General features: G+C 46.1%; 18 protein-coding genes. 16 read left to right on the top strand and 2 right to left on the bottom strand.

All coding sequences use genetic code 11. From position 1 onward, the window contains the following. The first annotated feature begins 40 nt into the window (after window positions 1-40). From DESYODRAFT_RS19390 to DESYODRAFT_RS19345, 10 genes are all read left to right on the top strand, one after another. Window positions 41-370: a tRNA-binding protein gene (locus tag DESYODRAFT_RS19390; RefSeq protein WP_007785662.1), complete on the top strand. Its 330-nt coding sequence runs from the start codon at window positions 41-43 to the stop codon at window positions 368-370. A 14-nt stretch (window positions 371-384) separates the two neighbouring features. After that, entirely contained in the window at window positions 385-1,386 is a 1,002-nt protein-coding gene (locus tag DESYODRAFT_RS19385; RefSeq protein WP_007785660.1) for a 4Fe-4S binding protein, read from the top strand. A 132-nt stretch (window positions 1,387-1,518) separates the two neighbouring features. Next, window positions 1,519-2,184, top strand: coding sequence for a DUF6198 family protein (locus DESYODRAFT_RS19380; RefSeq protein WP_007785658.1), 666 nt, complete (start codon window positions 1,519-1,521; stop codon window positions 2,182-2,184). A gap of 246 nt (window positions 2,185-2,430) precedes the next feature. Then, the gene (locus DESYODRAFT_RS19375; protein WP_007785656.1) at window positions 2,431-3,816 is read left to right on the top strand and encodes an amidohydrolase family protein; all 1,386 of its coding nucleotides are present in this window, start codon (window positions 2,431-2,433) and stop codon (window positions 3,814-3,816) included. 35 nt (window positions 3,817-3,851) lie between these two features. Continuing rightward, complete coding sequence (locus DESYODRAFT_RS19370; RefSeq protein ID WP_007785654.1) at window positions 3,852-4,856, top strand: BMP family protein; 1,005 nt, start codon at window positions 3,852-3,854, stop codon at window positions 4,854-4,856. Between the two features lie 83 nt (window positions 4,857-4,939). Continuing rightward, the gene (locus DESYODRAFT_RS19365) at window positions 4,940-6,469 is read left to right on the top strand and encodes an ABC transporter ATP-binding protein (protein WP_007785652.1); all 1,530 of its coding nucleotides are present in this window, start codon (window positions 4,940-4,942) and stop codon (window positions 6,467-6,469) included. Continuing rightward, complete coding sequence (locus DESYODRAFT_RS19360; RefSeq protein WP_007785650.1) at window positions 6,466-7,488, top strand: ABC transporter permease; 1,023 nt, start codon at window positions 6,466-6,468, stop codon at window positions 7,486-7,488. Before DESYODRAFT_RS19365 ends, DESYODRAFT_RS19360 begins: the two co-directional genes overlap by 4 nt. A 12-nt stretch (window positions 7,489-7,500) precedes the next feature. Further along, complete coding sequence (locus DESYODRAFT_RS19355; RefSeq protein ID WP_007785649.1) at window positions 7,501-8,439, top strand: ABC transporter permease; 939 nt, start codon at window positions 7,501-7,503, stop codon at window positions 8,437-8,439. A 109-nt stretch (window positions 8,440-8,548) separates the two neighbouring features. Next, window positions 8,549-9,352, top strand: coding sequence for a MerR family transcriptional regulator (locus DESYODRAFT_RS19350; protein ID WP_007785647.1), 804 nt, complete (start codon window positions 8,549-8,551; stop codon window positions 9,350-9,352). Between the two features lie 551 nt (window positions 9,353-9,903). Then, window positions 9,904-10,425 (top strand): hypothetical protein, encoded by a 522-nt coding sequence (locus tag DESYODRAFT_RS19345; protein WP_007785645.1) that lies wholly within the window; start codon window positions 9,904-9,906, stop codon window positions 10,423-10,425. 145 nt (window positions 10,426-10,570) lie between these two features. On the opposite strand, the gene DESYODRAFT_RS29340 is transcribed toward DESYODRAFT_RS19345, so the two are convergent. Both DESYODRAFT_RS29340 and DESYODRAFT_RS29335 read right to left on the bottom strand, forming a co-directional pair. Next, the gene (locus tag DESYODRAFT_RS29340; protein ID WP_242833492.1) at window positions 10,571-11,296 is read right to left on the bottom strand and encodes a GGDEF domain-containing protein; all 726 of its coding nucleotides are present in this window, start codon (window positions 11,294-11,296) and stop codon (window positions 10,571-10,573) included. Further along, entirely contained in the window at window positions 11,293-12,195 is a 903-nt protein-coding gene (locus DESYODRAFT_RS29335; RefSeq protein WP_242833491.1) for a histidine kinase N-terminal 7TM domain-containing protein, read from the bottom strand. The genes DESYODRAFT_RS29340 and DESYODRAFT_RS29335 overlap by 4 nt, the downstream gene beginning before the upstream one ends. 176 nt (window positions 12,196-12,371) lie before the next feature. Here DESYODRAFT_RS29335 and DESYODRAFT_RS19335 point away from each other — a divergent pair, with 176 nt between their 5' ends. The 6 genes from DESYODRAFT_RS19335 (at window position 12,372) to DESYODRAFT_RS19310 (ending at window position 17,179) form a co-directional block, all read left to right on the top strand. Further along, the gene (locus DESYODRAFT_RS19335) at window positions 12,372-12,782 is read left to right on the top strand and encodes a hypothetical protein (RefSeq protein ID WP_007785641.1); all 411 of its coding nucleotides are present in this window, start codon (window positions 12,372-12,374) and stop codon (window positions 12,780-12,782) included. Window positions 12,783-13,042: 260 nt separating this feature from the next. After that, window positions 13,043-13,309, top strand: coding sequence for an Ada metal-binding domain-containing protein (locus DESYODRAFT_RS19330; RefSeq protein WP_007785640.1), 267 nt, complete (start codon window positions 13,043-13,045; stop codon window positions 13,307-13,309). 122 nt (window positions 13,310-13,431) lie between these two features. Then, window positions 13,432-14,121, top strand: a complete 690-nt coding sequence (sfsA, locus tag DESYODRAFT_RS19325) for a DNA/RNA nuclease SfsA (RefSeq protein ID WP_007785638.1) — start codon at window positions 13,432-13,434, stop codon at window positions 14,119-14,121. A 111-nt stretch (window positions 14,122-14,232) separates the two neighbouring features. Next, a complete protein-coding gene (locus DESYODRAFT_RS19320) occupies window positions 14,233-15,315 on the top strand; it encodes an AAA family ATPase (RefSeq protein ID WP_007785636.1) in 1,083 nt (360 codons plus the stop codon). Next, window positions 15,312-15,965, top strand: coding sequence for a hypothetical protein (locus tag DESYODRAFT_RS19315; protein ID WP_007785633.1), 654 nt, complete (start codon window positions 15,312-15,314; stop codon window positions 15,963-15,965). The genes DESYODRAFT_RS19320 and DESYODRAFT_RS19315 overlap by 4 nt, the downstream gene beginning before the upstream one ends. Then, the gene (locus DESYODRAFT_RS19310) at window positions 15,941-17,179 is read left to right on the top strand and encodes a vWA domain-containing protein (RefSeq protein ID WP_042338870.1); all 1,239 of its coding nucleotides are present in this window, start codon (window positions 15,941-15,943) and stop codon (window positions 17,177-17,179) included. Before DESYODRAFT_RS19315 ends, DESYODRAFT_RS19310 begins: the two co-directional genes overlap by 25 nt. The last annotated feature ends 218 nt before the right edge of the window (window positions 17,180-17,397 follow it).

Here is a 17,397-nt window from a genome sequence, read left to right as displayed (position 1 = left end):
TGGAACGTTAAAGATTATAAACTTAACTGGAGGGTTTGAAGTGGCAGAGTTTGATGATTTTATGAAATTAGATATAAGAGCCGGTGAAATTGTAAAGGCCGAGGTTTTTGAAAAGGCAAGAAAACCGGCCTATAAATTGTGGGTTGATTTCGGGGAAGAAATTGGCATCAAGAGATCGAGTGCTCAAATTACCGAATGTTATAAAATCGATGATCTGATGGGGAAACAAGTCTTAGGGGTCGTTAACTTTCCGCCCAGACAAGTCGCTGACTTCATGTCAGAAGTGTTAATTCTGGGAGTATACGCAAAACAAGGGGTTGTTTTGATTCAGCCGGACCAACCGGTAAGTAAAGGAAGCAAATTGGGGTAATCAAAGGGGGACTTATGTTTAATCCTAAAGGTAACTACATTTGGCGCAGGAGTATCCAGGCTTTATTTGCAATCATGGTTGGCCTGATTGGGATTCAATTTATAGGCTTTGTTCAAAGTGTCTCCGATCCAAACGCAACCTTGTTTAAAGCAAGACCGGCGGGTGTGGAAGCATTTCTGCCCATCAGTGCTTTAATCGCTTTCAAATCATGGCTGACCACCGGGGTTTTTGACCGGATTCATCCTGCCGGGCTTGTGATTTTTCTGGCCGCAATGAGCGTATCCCTGTTATGGAAGAGGGCATTTTGTTCCTGGATTTGTCCTTTTGGTACTTTATCAGAGGGCTTAGCTTTGCTGGGGCAAAGGATATTCAAGAGAAAGTTCATGCTCCCGCGTTGGCTTGACTATGGTCTGCGCTCTTTAAAGTATTTAATTCTGGGTTTCTTCATTTTTTTTATTTTCGTCCTGATGGATGGGGTATCTGCCTATGCCTTTTTGCAGACCCCCTATAACATGGTTGCGGATATCAAGATGCTAAGCTTCTTCACCAATATGACTTGGGTAGGATTCAGCATTATCGGCGGTTTGATCGTTCTATCGGTTCTTATTGAAAATTTCTGGTGCCGGTATCTCTGTCCCTATGGAGCGTTACTGGGTTTATTAGGCATGATAAGTCCCTGGAAGATACGAAGAGCACCTGAAACCTGTATCTCCTGTACACGATGTTCGGTCGCTTGCCCGAATCGTATCAATGTCGATAAAATGCCGAGCGTTTGGTCGCCGGAATGTACCGGGTGTTTAAATTGTGTCCGGCAGTGTCCTGTGAGCAACACCTTGAAGTTTGATCTTCCCAAACCCTTTTTCTCACTGACGCCAAAGAGCTTAGCCTTGTGTGTGGTGGGGTTATGGGTCGGGATGATTGGAATCGCGAAGCTGACGGGACACTGGGAGACCAGTATTTCAATGGAAATGTATAGGATGCTGATTCCAAGGCTGGATCAGTTTAGTCACTTTTAACAATCTTCCCTATTGACGGCCAGTGGATTTTGTAATAGGCTTTATCTAATTATATAGAAGAAAAGCTATAACTTTTGCTGTTTCTGTATCAAACAGCGGCTGGGTTATAGCTTTTTTGTGTTGGAGGAAAAAATGACAAAGATAAAAAACTTTGCCGAGCTGGCCTATTTGTTGGGTCTGATCATTCTGGCCCTCGGTGTGGCGCTTATGGAAAAGGCGGACCTCGGTATTTCCATGGTAGTTGCTCCGGCCTATTTAATTTCGCTGAAAGTTAGTTCTCTCACATTCGGCATGGCGGAATATACACTGCAGGCCGTACTATTAGTAGTTTTGTTTCTGGTGCTGCGCCGCTTTAAGCTATCCTACTGTTTCTCGTTTGTCACGGCGGTTATTTATGGTGTGATTCTGGATAGTTGGATCCGGATACTGAATGATGTGGCTGCTGATGCGCTGAGTATACGTATCCCTCTATATCTTGCGGGGATGCTCTTATGCTCTATGGGTATCTCCTTGCTTTTTCACACCTATCTTTCCCCCGAAGTCTACGAGTTGTTCGTGAAAGAAGTGTCTAAGAAATACCATATAAATATTAATAAGTTTAAAATCGGCTATGACTGTACCAGCTGTGTTGTGGCCATCGCAATGTCTTACCTTTTCTTCGGCGGCCTGCGCGGGGTTGGGATCGGAACAGTTATCTGCGCTTTAGTCAATGGTATTATCATCGGTCAATGCAGCAAGTTTTTAGAGAAATATATTGATTTTTCCCCGAAACTTCCTTTGGCCAAATATTTCGACTGACATGTGTCAACAATTTTATTATGGTTTGAATCTTCTTACCTAATGAATTTAAGAAACTATTCCGAGAGTTCCTTTCACAAGATGAGAGGCTCTTTTTTTATTGGTTCTACCCCTGCTTTTTTGTAAGAAAATGCTTGACCCTATAGTAACTATAGGTTATAGAATATTTAAATATAGCGGTAAAATATACAACGATTGCCGGTATAAAACGATAGTTTCGATAAACAGAAAGGCTATGAAAGTAAGATGACTAAAAAAATCCTAATTAAAAATGCCCGGGCAATTGTAACCTGTGATGCCTCAGATCAAGTATTTTATGACACGGATATGCTTATCGAGGGACCTCAAATCAGGCAGATGGGCAAGAATTTGCCAACCCAGGACGCCGAAGTGATCGACGGACGTGACAAATTTATTTATCCCGGCCTGATTAACACCCATCACCACTTTTTCCAAACCTTTGTGCGAAACCTGATGACCATCGATTATCCGAATCTGCTGGTGGTCGAATGGCTGGATAAAATCTACCGTGTTTTTCAAAAAATCGATTCCGAAGTTATCTATTACTCTTCATTGACTGCCATGGGAGATTTGCTTAAACACGGATGCACTTGTGCCTTCGATCACCAGTATTGCTATACACGTTTGTCAGGAAAGCTGCCGGTGGACCGGCAGATGGAAGCGGCTGCCCAACTGGGCATTAGGTATCATGCAGGCAGAGGTACAAATACACTTCCGCGCAGTGAAGGAAGTACGATTCCTGACGATATGCTGGAAACGACCGATGAATTTATTGCCGACTGTGAACGTCTGATTGATTTGTATCATGATCCCTCACCCTTTTCAATGAAGCAGATCGTGGTAGCACCCTGTCAGCCGATTAACAGCTACAGAGAAACCTTCCAGGAATCGGCCGCTCTGGCCAGGGCAAAGGGCGTGCGCCTGCATACTCATCTTGGCGAAGGAGAAAACATCATTATGCAGGAGCGCTGGCATAAGCGGACCCTTGAATGGTGTGAGGAAATCGGCTTTATTGGCCCGGATGTCTGGATTGCCCATGGATGGGAGCTGCAGCCCGATGAATTCAAGGTGATGGGGCAAGCCGGCACAGGTGTTTCTCATTGTCCCGCGCCGGCGGTTCTGGGCGGGTTCCCGATCCTTGATATGAAAGCTCTGCAGAATGATAAGGTGATCATTAGTCTTGGATGCGACGGTTCCGCAACCAATGACAGTTCGAATATACTCGATTCGCTCAGGATGGCCTATCTGATGCAGGCTTACCACAGCAAAGCACGGGGAGGGTGCCTTTCTCCCTACGAATTGCTGAAAATCGCGACAATTAATGGTGCAAAAACCCTGGGACGGGACAACTTGGGGTCGTTGGAGGTTGGAAAAGCTGCTGACCTGTTCATGATCAACACAGGGGTGCTGGAACTGACGGGTACCCTGCATGACCCGAAAAATATTCTCGCCCGGGTCGGGGTGACTGGTCCGGTTTGGCTGACCATGGTTAATGGTAATGTTGTGTTTCGGGATGGCCGGTTGTTGGGTGTTGATGAACAGGCCTTAACCGAACAGGGGGAAAAGGTTTGTACGCGGGTGCTGCGCAATGAATGTGACGCATTCCGTTAAAAATAAATAAGAAATCAAGAGGAGGAATAAAGAAGATGAGAGTTGTAAAAGGTTTAGCACTTCTAATGTGTCTGTTAATCCTGTTAACCGGCTGCGGCAGCGGAGGTGCAAAAGAGACGTCCTCTAACGAGCAGAAAATGAAAGTAGCGCTGCTCCTCTCGGGTCCTGCCAATGATCAAGGCTGGAATGCAACAGCCTTGGAGGGACTTAAGGCCGCCGAGACGAAGTTTGGCTTGGAGACAACCTACACGGAAAATGTCGGTGTCGCCGATACAGAATCAGCCTACAACGATTATGCTGCACGGGGATATGACTTAATCATCGGGCATGGTTTTCAGTTCGGGGACCCGGCAGTCCGTGTGGCCGGAAAATTCCCCAAGCTCCATTTCATGGCCACTGAGTCCAATTCACAGGCTGAGAATATGGCTTCCTATGTAATGAGCTGTGAGCAGGGCGGATATTTGATGGGCATCCTGTCCGGTTCCATGTCCAAAACCGGTAAAATCGGGGTAATAGGCGGGATGGAGCAGCCCTCTATTGTTAAGGAGCTTGAGGCCTTTAAGCTGGGCGCGAAAAAAGTAAACCCGGATATTGTTGTGTATGAGATTTATGTAAATTCGTTTACGGATGTTTCTGCCGGTAAAGATGCCGCACTGTCCATGATCGACAAGGGCGCGGATGTTCTCTACCATGTTGCCAACCAAGCCGGCACCGGCGCGATTAAGGCGGCAGAGGAAAAAGGCATACTGGCTTGCGGCAATTCATACGACCAGAATTCCATCGCCCCGAACACTGTCATTTGTTCCACAATGTATAATATGCCGACAGTCATTCTGACTGCTGTCGATGCTGTTAAAAATGGCACATTTAAAGGCGGTATTACTCACTTAGGAATGAAAGAAAAGGTCGTCGATATTTCCCCCTACCATTCTTTCGAGAGCAAGATTCCCGAAGCTGCCAAGAAGCTGATCGAGGATACCAAGCAACAGATTATTGATGGAACCTTAACCGTTCCCGTTATCGAGAAATCCACAAAATAGGCATAACCATTCAGAAGGTGTCTCGATGGATGATGTTGCAAACTGTCCAGAGGCATCTTCTTCTGTTTAGGGGAGGATTAATCATGGCTTTGCTTTCCATGAAGAACATCAATAAATCGTTTTTTGGGAAAATGGCCAATAAACAGGTAAGTTTCGATTTGGAGCAGGGAGAGATTCATGCGCTCTTAGGAGAAAATGGCGCCGGAAAAACGACCTTGATGAATATTTTATACGGCATCTATGCCAAGGATTCCGGCAGCATTCTCTGGAAAGGGCAGGAGGTTTCCTTTACCTCGCCCAGAGACGCCATTGCTTTCCGTATTGGTATGGTTCATCAGCATTTCATGCTGGTTCCTACTCTGACCGTGTCGCAGAACATAACCCTTGGGCTTAGAGAAAAGGGATATCCCTTTCCTAACCGTAGGGCACTTAAGGCAACCATCGCGGAGGTTTCGAAAAAATACGGGCTGCAGATCGATGTTGATGCTTACGTCTCCACGCTGTCCGTGGGGGAACAGCAAAGAGTTGAGATTATTAAACTTCTCTACCGTGATGCGGAATTGCTTATCTTGGACGAGCCTACTGCCATGCTTACTCCCCAGGAGACCGAATACTTTTTCCAGGTATTGCGCAAACTGCGCGCGGACGGCCGTTCGGTTATCATAATTACTCACCGCATCCCTGAGATCATGAGCATTACAGACCGTGTCACAGTTCTGCGCGATGGGTGCAATGTGGTGACGGCCAAAACAAGTGACATTACAGAGCAAGAGTTATCACAGTATATGATCGGACGCCAGCTTAACAGTATCCAGCGGGAGCCCGTTGTGCCCGATGCCGGCAGGGAGGGACTTCTCCTGGAGGATCTTTCATTGAAGGAAAAAGGTATACAGCGGCTTGATTCGCTTTCCTTGCGGATCGCGCCAGGGGAGATTGTCGGTGTCGCCGGTGTTGATGGCAACGGGCAAAAGGAGTTAGTCGAGGTCATTCTGGGCATCCGCAAACAAAGCAGAGGGAAGATCAGACTGGACGGCGCAGATATGAGTTCAATGAGCGTACTTGAGCGCAAGAAGCTGGGGATTGGTTATATTTCAGACGATCGTCAGCAGGACGGCCTGGTTATGGACATGGACCTCAAGGATAATATGCTTTTAAAAACACACACTGCCCCCCAATTCATTAAGGGCGGACTGATCAATACCCGTTTAGTGCGGGAAGACACACAAAAGGCAGTGGAAGAATACGCCATCAAAACTCCGGACTTGAATACTCCCATGCGCAACCTGTCCGGCGGAAACCAGCAAAAGCTGATCCTGGCACGGGAAATGGCGGGCGACCCCAAAGCTCTTGTGGCCCATCAGCCCACAAGAGGTCTTGATATTGGTGCGACGGAGTTCGTCCAACAGCAGCTTCTCCTGCGCCGGTCGTATGGGTGCTGTATTCTCCTCATCTCGTCCGACTTAGAGGAAGTCCTCTTACTGAGTGATAGGATCGCCGTGATTTATAAAGGACGCTTCATGGGAATTTTCCCTAACACTAAAGAACTGAATCTCTCCCGCATCGGTCTGATGATGGCTGGGAGAACGTCTGAGGCAAGGGAGGAATCACTTTGAAAACGTCTGGAAACGTTCTGTCCTTGCTCGGTATTGCTATCCTGACCTTAGCAATCTCAATTTTACTGATCCTTATGGTTGGCAGCCATGTAAACCAGGCATTCTTTAGCTTTCTATCCGGAATCTTCGGCTCCTTTTATTCAGTTTCAGAGGTTCTGGTAAAGGCAACTCCCTTGATCCTGACGGGTTTGGGCGTGGCCGTAGGTGCCCGGAGCGGTTTTATCAACATCGGTGCCGAAGGGCAGCTTTACATGGGTGCCATTGCCGTTACCGGCATTGCTTTCTGGTTTAATGATCTGCCGGCAATCCTTATGATTCCGCTGGTGATCCTGGGCGGGTTCGTTTTAGGCGGTGTATGGTCGGTTATTCCGGGATTTTTAAAGGCCCGGTTCGGGATCTCGGAAGTGATCACCACGCTTATGTTCAATTATATTGCTATAAGTATTGTCGGAATTTTGGTGCGTACTGTGCTGAAGGACCCCGCCAGTTCGTTGCCAATGTCGGCCTTTCTGCCCGACAGCGCCACACTGCCGGTCCTTATGAGCGCTACCCGGCTGCATGCAGGTCTCCTGGCTGCTCTGATCAGTGTAGCCCTCATTTGGATTCTGGTTTGGAAGACGCCTGCCGGCTATGAAATGCGGGCGGTTGGTCTAAATCCCAGGGCCTGTAAATGCTCCGGTATTTCCGTGTATAAAAACATCGTTCGTTCCTCTTTGATAAGCGGCGGCCTTGCCGGAATTGCAGGTGTATGCGAGGTGTCCGGGCTGCATCATAAGCTGCTTGAAGGTATCTCCCCAGGCTATGGGTATATCGCGATTATCGTTGCGCTGCTGGGAAAAAATCATCCTCTGGGCGTGGTCATCTCTGCCCTGGGCATCGCGGCGCTTCAGGTTGGTTCATTAGGAATGCAGCGTATGGCTGGTGTGCCGACGTCCATTTCATCGATCATCATGGGGGTTGTCGTCTTATTAATTCTGGCCCGTAAAAGTCTGTTCCGCCGGCTTTTAACGGACGAATAGGAGGATCGCAAAATGGATTCTGGATTTATTGCGCTTGTTACGATGTATTTAATAGCCTCTGTGAGAATGGCAACCCCTCTTATCTTAGCGGGACTGGGAGAGGCTGTTTCCGAGAAAGCCGGGGTCCTGAATATCGGGGTTGAGGCAATTATGCTTTCCGGAGCGTTCTTCAGCTTTATAGCAGCGTTTTTCACCGGAAACCTGGTCCTGGGTCTCTTGGCGGGTATCCTGGGCGGCATCTTTGTCAGCATGATCCATGCCGTCCTGAGCATCCATTGCAAAGCCAACCAGACCATTGCGGGTCTGGCACTTAATTTTATGGTGATGGGGCTTACAAGCTTCCTGTTCTTGATCGCTTTTGGGCAGACAACGACCCTCCCATCCTGCAGTGTGTTCAGTGAGATAAAAATCCCTTTGCTGTCCGATATTCCGATTATCGGCCCGGCTTTATTCAACCAGAATGCATTTGTCTATATTGCCCTGATCGGCATGGTACTGACAGCCGTTTTCTTTTATAAGACGGAGTGGGGCATTAACCTGCATGCCGTTGGTGAACATCCCCAGGCCGCCAATTCCGCCGGCCTTAATGTCTTTGGGATTCGCTATTTTGCTTGTTTTGTAAACGGTGTGTTGGGCGGTTTGGGAGGAGCAAGTATCACCTTGGGGCAGCTGGGTTTCTTCATGGAGAACGTTACCTCCGGCAGAGGGTATATTGCCTTAGTGGTGGTAATCCTGGGACGGCGCAATCCAGTGGGGATTTTTGCCGCCTCCATGGTGATCGGATTTTCCCAGGCCCTGCAGTACAACCTCCAAACCTTGGGCTTCCCGATTCCCACACAGGTATTCAGCATGTTCCCCTATGTAGTTGCCGTTATCGTACTCTTCTTGTCCATTGGCAAAAGCATCGATCCGTCTGCGCTGGGTGTCCCCTTTGAGCGCAATAAACGGTAACGATGATCTACGTTTCCGACTCTGGATAAGGCCGGAAAAATGACAGGATTGCCTGTTCAGCCATTGCCGGATATAATGACCTTATCACAGGAAAGGAAAACGCCCTGACATGAAAGAAACCCTTAGCATTGGCGAAATAAGTGCATTGTTTAATTTGAATGTGCAAACCCTCATCTATTATGATTCAATCGGCCTGCTCGTCCCGGCCGAACGGAATCCGAAGAACGGTTACAGACGATATCGGTTCGACCAGATCTACAGGCTGGCGACCATACGCTATTTACTTCGCCTTGGTTATTCTCTCAAGGAGATTCACGCCTCCTATTTAGAATCCCGTGATATTGATTCCACATTGGAGCAGCTAAAAAAACAGTCCGGTATTTTAAGGAAAAAGGCAGAGAACCTGCTCAATACTGACAGAGCAATTCAGCAGAAGATCCGTTTCATCGAGCAGGAATTGCCGAAGGTTGACATAGAGCGCGTTTCGGTCAAGGAATTCCCCGAGAGGCGCTATTTTCCTATAGGCGGCGAGGAACTGCTCTATGGAGATGATTCGTTCTACCTAAACCCGACTGTGGTGTTTTACAAAGATGATTCTAAATATTTCGGTGCTTATCTGTTCGATGACGGGGAAAACCCGAATCAGCAGAAAGAAACCACTGATTTTCTGCGATTTCCGGTGATACCCGCCGGGCGTTTTCTCTGTGGATATCATCAGGGGGCGTATGAGCATATCTATGAAAGCACCCGGCGCATTCGTGATGCGGGCGGGGAGTTCGATCTGGCGGATATAACAGTTAACTTTAATATCATCGACCAATTTGTAGAGCGGGACAGCAAGAATTATATTACTGAAGTGCAAATTCCGATTATCGATAGCGAGGAACATCGCGTGCGGCTGCTAATCCTTTAGAGTTTTCCTTCTAAAGTCCTCGGTTATGTATAGCCTTTTTTAATGAATGCCGATAATGATAAATACTTCTTTATTGAACTCTAAAGCATAGGTAAGGGATATAGAACACTATTATGGAATCATTTCGGCTTTATGCCTGGGTTAACGAGTCTGATGAATATCCATTGCAGCATGAAAAAGTGAATGTGAACAATGTGCTGACGGATGTGATGTCGCTGTTTTATTATGATTTCTTGGCGAAAGGAGAAGAGCGAGGCCTCCAAATCCCTTCTTGACCCGGATCTTTCAAAATCTGCTTAAGAACTATCTGACTCATGGCATTGGTGGCATCCTTATTTCAGTCATAGAAGCGGAAAGAAAGGGTCTATGTTTGTTTCAAAAATCAGGTGCCTGATTTGGCACAGGCAGAGATTGAAACCACAGGCTTGGGCCTGGCAATTGTCAAACACTTCAGTAATAATAGGTATTCTTGGAGAAGAAACGTGCTGATATCATGAGGTCGGAATGGCGATTATTCGGAGAATGAAAATAGCTTTGGGAGAGGTGATTTTGTGAAAAAGGCAGTTAAGTATATGGGTATCGCCGCAGTTATGATAGCCGGTTTATTTTTGAGTTTATACTTTAACAATGCGATTGGTACCCCTAAATCAAAGATTGAGAAGGATGCAAGAATTTCTCATAAAATTGATCCAAGTTGGCAAGTGGCAAAATCAACAACAGATACCCTGTCTGCCATGCTTTTTTATGATGAAAATCTTAGTCGCTACACCTTCTCGATCTATGAAAATAGAGAAGGGTTATCATTTGGCTACTTCTTTCGCAGCGGAGGGTCAGCCAATGTGGAAAATGAAGGTATTGCTGAATACAAAGCACAAGGACGTCAGGAAAAGGTTTATCTTTCAATGAACAAGCAGCAGGTTATAAAAATTGAAATTGCCAATGGCAACACTGTCGAAATTATTGATATTGATCATACAAAACCCTTTGCGGTTGTTCTGCCTGTCGGCCTGGGGGCAATAAAAATTTGCGATATAGATGGCAATGTGTTGCCAACAATCCTCCAAACATTATGAGTTCATGAGGGTTATGTTAGAAACAGACGAGTTGGCTTTACACTATATGGTGCAGAAGATGCATGGCTGTCGGTAGAACAAATAAGTATGATCTGGTGTCGATTGTGTAAAAGAGTATAAAAATGGAATTATGTAAATAACAGAGCTATGGGATATCTACGATAAAAACAGGACTATAAACAACCTTATTCCTTCCGCTGCTTTTGGCTAAATACAGATCATTATCAGCTCTTGTTATTAAATCCTTTTTATTAACGTTAGGGGTTGAACAGTATGCTGCGCCAATGCTGACTGTCAGGTTGCCACCCGGCTGTTTATCCTGAAACCTGAAATCATAATCCTCCACAGTCTTTCTGATCTTTTCCGCAGCTATTTCAAGCCCTTTCTCTGAGGTATGGCAGCAAATAACGGCAAACTCTTCTCCGCCGTATCTGCATAATATATCAGTCGGATATAATACCCCTTTAACAACCGTAACGATTGTCTGTAAGAGCTCATCTCCCGCCAAATGCCCATTATTATCATTATAATTTTTAAAATAGTCTATATCAAACATGATTAACCCAAAATTATTGACACTTTTTTCTGATTCCTGACCATAGGCCTGCAGCCTGTTTACGAGGTCAATCTCCTGCTGCAATCTTTCATCAAAGAAATATCTATTATAAGACTGCGTCAGCCAATCCCGGGTTGCCAGACTCTGCAGCCTCTCATTGAGCTGCATAACCTCTATCAGATTATTTTTATGCTCTGTAATATTCTTTTTTAAAATGATAGTTCCTATAGGATTGCCGCTGACATAAATGGGGGTGATTTCCACCCTATAATAAACAATAGCTTCATTCACAGGCTTGGGCATTTCAAAGCTCACTTTTTTTGCTCACGAACAGCTTCGTCCAGAAAGCCCTTGAACCTCTTAACATCAAGATCACTATAATTCTTTTTGATTATTGCCATAATGTCGGCTTTCCTGGATACCCCGCTAAAATCGCCTACAAAAGCTTGGTTGTAATCAATGATTTCAAGATCCTCATCAATCACCACGTAGCTGTCAGAAATCAAATCAACAACGGTTTGCAAGGCGATGGGTATTACGTTCAGGAAATCAAACTTAACCGTGGCTATCACAAAAAAGCTAATCGTCACGGCAAAGGCAATATTTTCGAGTGCCGTTGACCAATCAAAGATTTTAAATGTGCTGATCGCATCCATGATCAGCGCAATCATAATTCCAATACCTATTAACGAGGATTGTTTGGAGAAAACGCCATAGTTTTTTATGGAGAAAATCACAAGATAGGCCAAGCCAATCCCTATACACAAATAGGAATATATGGTATGTATCGTAAAATAGATACCAAAATTTTGCTTGGAGGGTATCAGGCTAAAGACAGTATAAAACAAGTGATGACTCTGGTTCGTAAGCAGCACCCCAATAGAGATGACAGGAACAACAAACAGCAGTGCATGCTTCCATGTGAATTTTATTTTGGTTCGGGCAAATATTAACCCGGTAAATAATATGGAAACTGATACAAGAATCGTACCCAAAAAGTACAGCCGCTCACAAACTGCCAGTATCCAGGGGACATTGTCAAACGTTATATACAATAATACCGCCATATTCCATAGGAGAATGCTGGCCGTCATACTTAAAACAGCATAATGAATTTGCTTTTTCCGCGTTCTTTTGGCGATTAACAACAAAAAATATAATATCACCAAGGTGGATAAAACCAGCAGCATATTAATGATACTGACATTGTCCAAAGTATAAAATCCTCCTTATAGATGATCCGGAATGACGGTTGTATCATTTTTTTCAGTCTAACATAGGGCTATCAAGTGTTCAATGTAAATGTCGGTCCCCTGAAGCCCTCGATTGATGTATAGCTTTTTTATGAATGCTTATAATGTTAATATAGGTATCCAAAGAGGAGATTGATATGACAGAAAATGGTTTTATTCAAAAAATTAAAGATGGTTACTTTGAAGAGCTGACGATTGAACTTGAAGAATTAAAGAAGATGCTGAAAGAAGTTATGCCTGTGGAAGGCTATGTAGATTCTGAAATGTTCGAAGAGGATGGAGTTATAACCTTTGTTCTTAAGGACTACTACAATGAAGATAAGTGGGATGTGGCAGACTTGCTTTGTAAGTTAACCGTCAATTCCGAAGGAATCATTCAAGTTGTTGAACACGACCTTCCCCAGCTTTTTAACGATAAAAACAAAAAGATAAGTCTATTTCTCTCAAGTCTTGTTGGGAAGAGGTTAAATTATAAAGTAAAGGATGACGCTATCGACCCCCTTGAACCGGTGGTTGATTATTTGTATGACGAAACGAAAGGTTCGTGATAGGTTTAATGCGCATGTATCCTTTTGAGGTTAGATGCAGACCTAAGCCCGCGAATGGTGGTTTAGTCTGCATCCGTAAATGGAGCAAGTGAAACCATATAGAATCGGAGTTAGCTCACAATTGAACCTAAACGGTTCGATTGTGAGCTGATATTTTTAATAATAGTCTGTATTATGATTATGCCGATGATATAAAATGGCATGACGTTACATAATAATCCATGGATCTTTTAAAAACGAAACAAGAGGTGGATAGATTAGTGGAAAAAAGCTCAATAAAGGTTTTTAACCTTCTTGATGCAAGTGGTAACCCCTATATAAGTGATACTAAGGGAACAATAGGAGGTCATCGTGAGCTTAAAATATACGGTCGCTTAGATTGTCCATCAGCACTGCGTTTTATTCGTAATGGGCAATATAAATATCGTGTGTTTTTCGCAGACGAAGATACAGCAATTGCAGCAGGATATCGTCCATGTGAGAATTGTATGCCCAAAGAGTATGCCAAATGGAAAGAAACTAATTAAGGCAGGAACAATTTTTGGGTTGGAATTATGTCTTGGGGGTAACGCCATGTTAAACTATAGTTGTCAAGTATTACTTGATAATTCAAGAAAAGGACTTGGCACTAAATGCCAGGAGATTAAACATGATCTATAAAAATATACGAAAAGCGATTTTCATGACTCGTCCTAATCGATTCATTGCTCACATCCTGCTGGAAGGGAAAGAAGAAATCTGCCATGTAAAGAATACGGGGCGCTGTAAGGAACTGCTGACTCCAGGCGCTGAAATCTATGTTCAAGAGTTCGATGAAACTAAGCGTAAAACCAAATATGATCTGATTTCTGTCTATAAGGGCCGGAGATTAGTGAATATCGATAGCCAGGTTCCTAATAAGCTTTTTCGGGAATGGGCAGAGAGAAACCAATTTTTCGGGGAAGATGCCACTATTCGTCCGGAATTCACTTATGGTCAATCCCGATTTGATTTTTATGTCGAATCCGGTGCCCGCAAGATTTTGATTGAGATAAAAGGGGTGACTCTCGAAGAGCACGGGGTGGTACTCTTTCCCGATGCCCCCACTCAGAGAGGAGTCAAACATATCCAAGAGCTGCAACAAGCCTTAGACAAAGGGATGGAGGCTTATTTGGTCTTTATCATCCAAATGCAAGGTGTACACTATATGTCACCCAATTGGCGGACTCACCCGGCGTTTGGACACGCTCTTGTACAGGCCGAACAAGCCGGACTAAAGATTATGGCTTTGGATTGTCAATTGGGTGAAGATTGGATCGAAGCCAGAGAGTTCGTGGAAGTGAGGTTGGGGAATTTTTAAATGAAAGTCCGGATGGGCTTTTTTGTTTTATGAGGGGTTATGGAGCGATTGCTTATATTTTAGAGATAAAATGGAAAGGATTTGATTGATGAAATATGAGGTGAAAACAATATGTCTACGAATTGTGCTCTTGCTATTGCTATTCAGGCTGGAGTCCCGATCCTGACCTGGGGTCCTCCAGGTGTGGGAAAAACGGCAACCATTACTATGCTTGCGGATGCGCTGGAACTCCCGCTCGAAGTTGTCCTGGCCTCTATTCGTGAACCTTCGGATTTTTCCGGTCTTCCGGTCATTGAGGAGAAGGGTGTCCGTATGGAGCCCCCTGCCTGGGCACATCGCCTGGCACTGGCTGGAAAAGGTCTGCTTTTTCTGGATGAAATCTCCACAGCTCCGCCTGCGGTCCAGTCTGCCTTATTAAGAGTCGTATTAGACAGGGTCGTTGGGGATTTGGCTTTACCCGCCAGTGTATCGGTTGTTGCATCGGCGAACCCGCCTGAACAGGCTGTCGGCGGATGGGATCTTTCCGCTCCTCTGGCAAACAGGTTCTGCCACCTTTTTTGGTCTCTGGACACTCAGGGCTGGGTAGACGGTATGATCGGGGGATGGTCTGTCTCCGGCCTGCCCCATCTGCCTCCGGCCTGGGAGAATTCCATACCGGACAAAGAGGTGCTCGTAGCCTCTTTTATCCGGCACAGGCCGCATTTATTGCTCCAGGTGCCTGAAGATGAAGGTCAGGCCGGGAAAGCTTGGCCCTCTCCCAGGTCTTGGTCTATGACAGCCAGATTACTGGCAGCTGCTGAAACTGTGCAGGCAGAGGAGGATGTCGTCGCTTCTCTTGTAGCCGGATGCGTTGGCGAAGGAGCCTGTCTGGAGTTTTTAGCCTGGCGCCGGGATTTGGATCTGCCGGATCCGGAAGAGGTGCTGGCCAATCCGACCTACCTTCAGCTGCCGGACCGGGGGGACCAGGCCTTTGCCATACTGACGGCTGTCATCACTGCCGCTGTCGGCAGGCTGACAGAGGAACGCTGGTTTGCTGCCTGGTGCGTACTTGCCCTGGCATCGGAACACGGAATGAAAGATATCGCAGCGGTTGCTGCCAAAAAATTAGCCGCAGCCAGGAAACCGGAATTATCCATACCCCTGAAAGAACTACAGGAATTCGCGCCGCTGCTGCAAAAAGGGGGGTTGATGTGAATCCCCCTTATGAGTACCGAGACATCCCCTGGAAGGAAAATGCTTACGAGCAATCCGGCCGGGTTTTGGTGAGCATGGAAGGGATAAGGGAATCCCGGCTGAACGTATATAATTATGAAGGCTCCCAACTGCCGGCTTATCACATTTATGCTGTTCTCAAAGTGGCACTGACTGAGGGATGGGTCGATACTCTGGAAAAGCTGCATCAAAACCGTAAAAGTAAATGGAAGACGGAAATGGTTTTGATATCTGACGGAGAGAAAGAGTACCGGCTTTACACAACCGGACAGAAGGAGCCTGTCTGTTCGTCGCTGATCTCCATAGCCAATGACCAAATCCAGACCTTTTCCATTCTGTCCGAAGACGCAGCCCCTCTCCTGAAAAAAATCATGGAGGATTATCCTCCGGTTTTTCTGCCGCGCTATCGAAACAGCCGGAAAACGAATGCTGTCCCTGTTCTTCATTATTTAAATGCTCTTAATTTAAAATTTTATGAACCGCCTGAGCCGCTAAAAGTGCAGAGAGAGCGAACCCAAGGAATTAGGGTGGCTAAGGATATTTTTTCATCCGGAACCTTTCAGGCGGGTGAAACGTCTGGAATCAGGGAAACAATTGAAGCCTTAAAATGCTTGGAGGTGTTGCAGGCGTGATTCTTCCCCTTGAGCTGCAGGCAGCCCGTATCCGCCTGGCGAAAGAACGTCCCTATTTGGCCTCTGCTGCCTGGGCTCTCCAGCCGGTGCCCAAGCCCGGCCTGAAATCAATGGCAGTCGATATGTATTGGAGACTCTATTACGATCCCGACGTATTATCAGGGTGGCCGGCGGAGGTTCTTGCCGGCGCTTTATACCATGAAGTTTGTCATCTTCTCCGCAATCATGCTGAAAGGCTGAAGCACTTTAATCCACGCTTAAGCAATATCGCCGCAGACGCGGAAATTAATGACGACCTTATCCGTGAAGGTGTTGAATTTCCGGCACAGCCCGTGACTCCCGAATTCATCGGGCAGCCGGAAAATCTCCTGGCAGAGGAATACTATGCGGCCTTGGAGAATCAGGAATCCTCTTCAGCCGATCAGACCAAAAATAAAGCGCAGTCAGATTTAAAAGAACCTCCTTTGCCCGGTTCCGGCCGGTGCGGCTCTTGTGCAACGGGTCAAATGGCGTCTTGGGAGGATAAACCGCTTGGCAAAGGGTCTTCTTCCGGTCTCAGTCTGACGGAAGGGGAGTTAATCCGCCGGGATGTAGCCAGGCAAATCAGAGAACATAGCAAAGGCCAAGGGTGTGTACCAGGTCATTGGGCCCGGTGGGCAGAAGAAAAGCTTTATCCGAAAGTAGACTGGCGAAAAAAGCTGGCTGCGGCTATCCGTTTTGCGGCAGCAGATATAACCGGGTCAGTGGATTATTCCTACCGGCGTCCCTCACGCCGCCAGGGGCAGGTTGGAAAGGGAAAGGTTATTTTTCCGTCCCTGCGCTGTCCTGTACCTTCAGTAGCCGTTGTGGCAGACACCAGTGGAAGTATATCAGAGAAAATGCTCGCCCAGTCTCTGGCGGAGATATCCGGTATCCTAAAGTCTCTGGGACAAAGGGAAGGAATCCACGTCTTGGCTGTGGATCAGACGGTTGAGTTTTGCCGCCGGGTGTTTCGGCCGGAGCAGATCCGGCTCGCGGGAGGCGGCGGAACGGACATGGGGGTTGGCTTAGAAGCTGCGGCAAGAATAAAGCCTTCGCGTCAATTGGGAATCGTTATTACTGACGGACAGACATCATGGCCTGATCATCCACCACGAGGGATGAACGTCATTGTCGTTTTGTTTGGGGATGCAGCGGCCCCGGATTGGGCTAATGTAATCCAAATCAGGGCATAGATTAATTCGAATCTCCGGCAGCCTTAGATTGGGAACAGCATCTTACCAAAATGGCTTATAAGTATTACCAGGCCCAGCGCCTTATTCTCAAAAAAGGACATTAACAGACCTTCTGCCGTAAGATATAAATATCTACAGCAGGAGGTTTATTAACTGGCATAATGAATCCTTCTTAGCAATTACGATCCTTCATCACAATTTTTTAACAAATTTAACCT

The sequence above is a fragment of the Desulfosporosinus youngiae DSM 17734 genome (assembly GCF_000244895.1).
GTDB lineage: Bacteria > Bacillota > Desulfitobacteriia > Desulfitobacteriales > Desulfitobacteriaceae > Desulfosporosinus > Desulfosporosinus youngiae.
The sequence above is the reverse complement of the archived record's forward strand: the minus strand, read 5'-3'. Positions and strand labels throughout refer to the sequence as shown.